The sequence below is a fragment of the Streptomyces sp. SPB074 genome (genome assembly GCF_000154905.1).
In the GTDB taxonomy this organism is placed as follows: Bacteria; Actinomycetota; Actinomycetes; order Streptomycetales; family Streptomycetaceae; genus Streptomyces.
Map to the genome: position 1 here is coordinate 5,312,491 of NZ_GG770539.1, position 6,288 is coordinate 5,318,778.

5 protein-coding genes are annotated in these 6,288 nt (G+C 72.3%); all 5 read right to left on the bottom strand.

Features of this window, described 5'->3' with window-relative positions; translation table 11 throughout:
- Positions 1-495: DUF4240 domain-containing protein (locus tag SSBG_RS22535; RefSeq protein ID WP_037871784.1), on the bottom strand; the 495-nt coding region annotated here is incomplete at its 3' end.
- Positions 496-721: 226 nt separating this feature from the next.
- On the bottom strand, positions 722-1,507 hold the full coding sequence (locus SSBG_RS22540; protein WP_008748378.1) for a VOC family protein: 786 nt from the start codon (positions 1,505-1,507) through the stop codon (positions 722-724).
- Positions 1,508-1,711: 204 nt separating this feature from the next.
- A complete protein-coding gene (gene aceE, locus SSBG_RS22545; RefSeq protein WP_008748379.1) occupies positions 1,712-4,408 on the bottom strand; it encodes a pyruvate dehydrogenase (acetyl-transferring), homodimeric type in 2,697 nt (898 codons plus the stop codon).
- Between the two features lie 289 nt (positions 4,409-4,697).
- A complete protein-coding gene (locus SSBG_RS22550) occupies positions 4,698-5,321 on the bottom strand; it encodes a GntR family transcriptional regulator (RefSeq protein WP_008748380.1) in 624 nt (207 codons plus the stop codon).
- A 174-nt stretch (positions 5,322-5,495) separates the two neighbouring features.
- On the bottom strand, positions 5,496-6,288 hold a 793-nt coding region (locus tag SSBG_RS35050; RefSeq protein ID WP_037870423.1), incomplete at its 5' end, for a 2-oxo acid dehydrogenase subunit E2.

A 6,288-nucleotide genomic window follows, 5' to 3' on the forward strand; every position in this document is an offset into this window, starting at 1 on the left:
CCGCGCCGCCAGCTCGTCCTCGTCGTCCAGCGGGAACGGCGTGCCCTCGGGCACCTCGGGCTCCGGCGGCAGGCCGAGCGCGGGCAGCGAGGCCCCGGTCAGCTGCTCGTAGGCGTCCTCGGCCGCCTCGCCCAGCTCGCCCGCGTCCCCGTCGATCTCCTCGTCGAAGTCGGGCAGCAGCCCGGCGAGCGCGTCCGCGTCGGCGAGCGCTCCCTCGAAGACGGAGCGGCCCTGTGCGATCAGCCAGCAGCGGAAGTAGTCGAAGCTCTCCTCGTCGGCCCCCTCGGGCGCCGCGAGCAGCACCCCGGCCGCCCCCCACAGCTCCCAGGTCCAGGCCCGGCGGAAGCGCACCGCGAAATGACGGGCGAAGTCCGCGACCGACTCGGGGTCGAGCTGGAGCAGCCGGTCGACCACCACGTCGGCCTGCTCCTCCGGATCGCCGTTCGCCGCCTCGCGCGCGGAGTCGATGAGCTCCCAGAACTGCGTCTCGTCCATCACCAGCACAGCATCCGCCCTCACCGCGCCCGGCGCACGCCGGACCGGCCGGGAACGTGCGTTCTCCCACGTCCGCGCGGGTGGCGGGCGCACCGGACGGGTAGCGCGCGGGCACGGCGGACGGCGGTACGGGTACGGGGCGGGCGTGAGGGACGGTGGTGGGCGTACGGGGCGGGCGCGGCGGACGGCGGTACGCGTGCGGGCGCGGGATCGCGCCCGCGTGCTCTCAGGCCAGCTCCCCCAGCCCGCTCAGCGGGTTGAGCGCGAGCGCCCCGAAGACGGCGCCCTGCGGGTCGCTCAGCACCGTGAAGCGGCCCGAGGCGATCGTGCGCGGCGGGACGAGCACGTCCCCGCCCGCCTTGGCGCAGCGCGCCGCCGTCGCGTCGCAGTCCGCCGTCGCCACGTACACCATCCAGTGCGCGGGCACGTGCGGCGGGAAGGCACCGTTCATGCGCAGCAGTCCGCCGAAGGGCTCGTCGTCCACGGTCCACATGCGGTAGCCGTGCTCGTCGGGACTCGTCGTCGCCCAGCCGAGCACGGTGGCGTAGAAGTCGGCCGGCACCGCCGTGTCGCGGCTCGCCAGCTCGAACCAGCAGAAGCCGCCGATCGCGTTGACGACCCCGAACCCGGGGTGCGCGCGCCGCTGCCACAGCCCGAAGACCGCGCCCGATGGATCCGCGCACACCGCGTACCTGCCCTGGTCGAGCATGTCGGTCGGCCCCGCCGTGACCGTGCCGCCCGCCCCCTCGACGCGCGCGGTCACCGCGTCCACGCCCTCCGACTGGAAGTACGGCAGCCAGGCGGCCGGGCGGTCCGGGCGCGCGGTCGGCGCGAAACCGCCCACCGTGCGGCCGTCGTCCAGCGCGAAGAGCCCGTAGCCCCCGGTGTCCCGGCCCGGCAGCGCGCCGCTCTCCCAGCCCAGCACGGACCGGTAGAAGCGGCGCGCGGCCTCCGTGTCGGGGGTCGTGAGGTCGGCCCAGCAGGGGGCCGAGGACACGTTTGCGATCTTCATGGACCGTGCTCCCGCTCCGGTCGGTGACGCGGGCGGCGGCGTGCGCGGGCGCCCGGGGACGAGTCCATTCACGCACGGCTCGCGAGAGCGGGCAAAAGGGCGGATACGGGGACGAGGTGGATACGGGAACGGGGCGCGGAGGTGGCACGAAAGTCGCGCCCCGCCCCGTCCGAGGGCTCGGCGCCCCGTCCCTTGGCGGAGGGCTCAGAGACCGTAGCGCTCGCGGGCCTCCTTGACGGCGGCCGGCTTGACCAGGCCGCGGCGGGCGAGCTGGGCGAGCGTGGCGACCACGACGGACTCGGCGTCCACGCCGAAGTAGCGGCGGGCCGCGTCACGCGTGTCGGAGATGCCGAAGCCGTCCGCGCCCAGCGAGGTCCAGTCCTGCTCGACCCACTGCGCGATCTGGTCCGGGACCTGGCGCATGTAGTCGCTCACCGCGACGACCGGGCCGGGCGCCCCGGCCAGGGCGCGCGTCACGTAGGGGACGCGCTCCTCGCCGCGCAGCAGCGCCTCGTCGGCCTCCATGGCGTCCCGGCGCAGCTCGCCCCAGGAGGTCGCCGACCACACGTCGGCGGCCACGCCCCACTCCTCGGCGAGCATCTTCTGCGCCTTGAGCACCCAGTGGATCGCGGTGCCCGAGGCGAGGAGCTGCGCCCGGGGAGCCTTCTCGCCGAGGCTCAGCCCGGCGGTCTCGGCCGTGTTGAAGCGGTAGAGGCCCTTGAGGATGCCCTCATCGACGCCCTCGGGCTTCGCCGGCTGCGGCATCGGCTCGTTGTAGACGGTGAGGTAGTAGAAGACGTTCGGGTCCTCGTCCGCCCGCGTCTCGCCGTACATCCGGCGCAGCCCGTCCTTGACGATCGCCGCGATCTCGTAGGCGAAGGCCGGGTCGTACGCGAGTGCCGCCGGGTTCGTCGCGGCGATGGCCGGGGAGTGGCCGTCCGCGTGCTGGAGGCCCTCGCCCGTCAGGGTCGTACGGCCCGCCGTGGCGCCGACGAGGAAGCCGCGGCCGAGCTGGTCGCCGAGCTGCCACATCTGGTCGCCCGTGCGCTGCCAGCCGAACATCGAGTAGAAGATGTAGAAGGGGATCATCTGCTCGCCGTGCGTCGCGTACGACGTGGCGGCGGCGATGAAGTCCGCCATCGAACCGGCCTCGGTGATGCCCTCGTTGAGGATCTGGCCGTTCTTCGCCTCGCGGTAGTACATGAGCTGGTCGCGGTCGACCGGCTCGTACGTCTGGCCCTTGGGGGAGTAGATCCCGAGGGACGGGAAAAGCGACTCCATACCGAAGGTGCGGGCCTCGTCGGGGACGATCGGGACCCAGCGCTTGCCGGTCTCCTTGTCGCGGATGAGGTCCTTCACGAGGCGGACGAAGGCCATCGTGGTCGCGACCGGCTGCGTGCCGGAGCCCTTGTCGAAGGCGGCGAACGTCTTGTCGGCGGGGGCGGGCAGCGGCGCGAGCGGCTGGGTGCGGCGGGCCGGGGCCGGGCCGCCGAGGGCGGCGCGGCGCTCCTGGAGGTAGCGGACCTCGGGGGAGTCGGCGCCCGGGTGGCCGTAGGGCACCTGGCCGTCGGCGAAGGCGGAGTCGGGGATCGGCAGGCCGAGCAGCTCGCGCATGTCCTTGAACTCGTCCACCGAGAGCTTCTTCATCTGGTGGTTGGCGTTCTTGGACTCGAAGCCCTTGCCGAGCGTGAAGCCCTTGACGGTCTGCGCCAGGATGACGGTCGGCTGCCCCTTGTGGGAGAGCGCGGCGCGGTAGGCGGCGTAGACCTTGCGGGCCTCGTGGCCGCCGCGGGAGGTCTTGAAACACTCCAGGATCTTGTCGTCGCCGAGCAGCTTGCCCAGCTCCACGAGGGCCGGCTCGGCACCGAAGAAGTGCTCGCGGATGTAGGCCACGTCGCGGGTCTGGTACGTCTGGAACTGCGCGTCCGGTACCTCGCGGAGGCGGCGTACGAGCGCGCCCGTCGTGTCGAGCCGGAACAGCTCGTCCCAGGCGGAGCCCCACAGCGTCTTGACGACGTTCCAGCCGGCGCCGCGGAACTCGGCCTCCAGCTCCTGCACGATCTTGAAGTTCGCACGGACGGGGCCGTCGAGGCGCTGGAGGTTGCAGTTGATGACGAAGGTCAGGTTGTCGAGACCTTCGCGGGCCGCGAGGGTGAGGGCGGTCGTGGACTCGGGCTCGTCCATCTCGCCGTCACCGAGGAACGCCCACACGTGCGCGTCCGACAGGTCCTTGATGCCGCGGCTGGTCAGGTAGCGGTTGAAGCGCGCCTGGTAGATCGCGGAGAGCGGGCCGAGGCCCATGGAGACGGTCGGGAACTCCCACAGCCAGGGCAGGCGGCGCGGGTGCGGGTAGGACGGAAGGCCTTTGCCGCCGGCCTCCTGCCGGAAGTGGTCGAGGTGCTCCTCGGTGAGGCGGCCGTCGAGGAAGGCGCGGGCGTAGATGCCCGGCGAGGCGTGGCCCTGGACGTAGATCTGGTCGCCGGAGCCGTCGCGCTCCTTGCCGCGGAAGAAGTGGTTGAAGCCGGTCTCGTAGAGCCACGCGGCCGAGGCGAAGGTGGCGATGTGGCCGCCGACGCCGTGTTTCGAGCCGCGCGTCACCATGGCCGCCGCGTTCCAGCGGTTCCACGCGGTGACGCGGGCCTCCATCTCCGGGTCGCCGTCCATCTCGGGCTCGGCGGCTGTGGGAATGGTGTTGACGTAGTCGCTCTCCAGCAGCTTGGGCAGCGCGAGACCGTTGCCCTCGGCGCGTTCCAGCGTGCGGCGCATCAGGTACGCGGCGCGGTGCGGCCCGGCCGCCTCGGTCACGGCGTCCAGGGACGCCTGCCATTCGGCGGTCTCCTCGGGGTCGCGGTCCGGGAGCTGGTCGAGCTCGCTGGGCTGGATGCGGGTGGGGTCGGTCATGTCGCCGCCTTCCGTGTCGAAGGGGGGTGTTAAGCCCTGTGGAGGCAGGACAGGGCGCCGGACTCGGTGGAGTCCGTCGTCGACTGTAAGCCGCTGATCGATGATCGATCAAAGGGTGAGGGGGAAAAAATTGGCCGGAACGGGAAATTGGCATCCAGTGCCCGGCGAATCGGCACCGAGTGTCGGTTGACCTGGGATGTTTTGCCCGACTCGGCGCTCGGGTGGAGGAAGGGGTGCTCAGGTGGGAGGGCCGGACGGGACGGCCGGCCGGGGGTCCCCGCCCGCCGCCTCACGGCCTCGGCGCGCACCCCAGGACGTGCGCCTTGACCAGCGGCCCGATGTGCGGGTCGCGGGCGCGGAAGGCCCGGACCAGTTGCTCGTGCTCCTCCGCGTACGACTGCTGGCGGGTCCCCAGCCAGCGGATCGACAGCGCCGTGAAGACCTCGATGCCCAGCCCCTCCCACGTGTGCAGCAGCACCGCGTTCCCCGCCGCGCCGACCAGGGCGCGGTGGAAGGCGACCGTGTGCCGGACCTGGCCCGTGCCGTCCGAGGCGCTGTCGGCCTCGTACAAAGCCGTCACGTGGGGCTCCAGCGCCGAGCAGTCGCCGGCGAGGCGTTCGGCGGCCAGTTCCGCCGCGATCTGTTCGAGCCCGGCCCGCACCGGATAGGACTCCTCCAGGTCGGCCGCCGTGATGTTGCGGACCCGGACGCCCTTGTTCGGCGCCGACTCGATGAGCCGCAGGCTCTCCAGCTCGCGCAGCGCCTCCCGCACCGGCGTCTGCGAGACCTCCAGCTCGACGGCGATGCGCCGCTCCACGATCCGTTCGCCCGGCTTCCAGCGACCGCTCACGATCCCTTCCACGATGTGCTCGCGGATCTGGTCACGCAGCGAATGGACGACGGGCGCGGTCATGGGGGCTCCTACGACTCCTTCGACAGGGTGTCGGTACGAACCATACGGCGGCGCCCCCGCCCGGACAGGGTCCGGAAGGGGGCGCCGCGGGTGAGGAACCTTACAGAAAGCGGCGGTGCGCCACCCTCCGTGCTCCCCGGACCAGTGCGGTATGCACCGGCCTGGGCGGGAAGGTCACAGACCCAGCTCGACCTCGAACTCGCCGGCCTCCAGGATCGCCTTGACGGTCCCGAGGTAGCGGGCGGCGTCGGCGCCGTCCACCAGGCGGTGGTCGTAGGAGAGCGACAGGTACGTCATGTCGCGCACGCCGATGACGGTGCCCTCGGCGGTCTCGATGACGGCCGGGCGCTTGACGGTCGCGCCGATACCGAGGATCGCCACCTGGTTCGGCGGGACGATCACGGTGTCGAAGAGCGCGCCGCGCGAACCCGTGTTGCTGATCGTGAAGGTCGCGCCCGACATGTCGTCGGGGGTCAGGCCGCCGCCGCGCGCCTTGCCGGCGATCTCGGCGGTCTTCTTCGCGATCCCCGCGAGGTTCAGGTCGCCCGCACCCTTGATGACCGGGGTCATCAGGCCCTTCTCGGCGTCCACGGCGATGCCGATGTTCTCCGAGTCGAAGTACGTGACGGTGCCCTCGTCCTCGTTGAGGCGCGCGTTGACGACCGGGTGCGCCTTGAGCGCCTGCGCCGCCGCCTTCACGTAGAAGGGCATCGGCGAGAGCTTGACGCCCTCGCGCGCGGCGAAGGAGTCCTTGGCCTGCGCGCGCAGCTTCATCAGCCGCGTGACGTCGACCTCGACGACGGTGGTGAGCTGCGCCTGCGAGTGCAGGGCCTTCATCATGTTGTCGCCGATGACCTTGCGCATCCGCGTCAGCTTGACGGTCTGGCCGCGCAGCGGCGAGACCTCCAGCTTCGGCGCCTGCTTGCCCGCCGGGGCGGCGGGCGCGGCGGCGGCCGGGGCCGGGGCC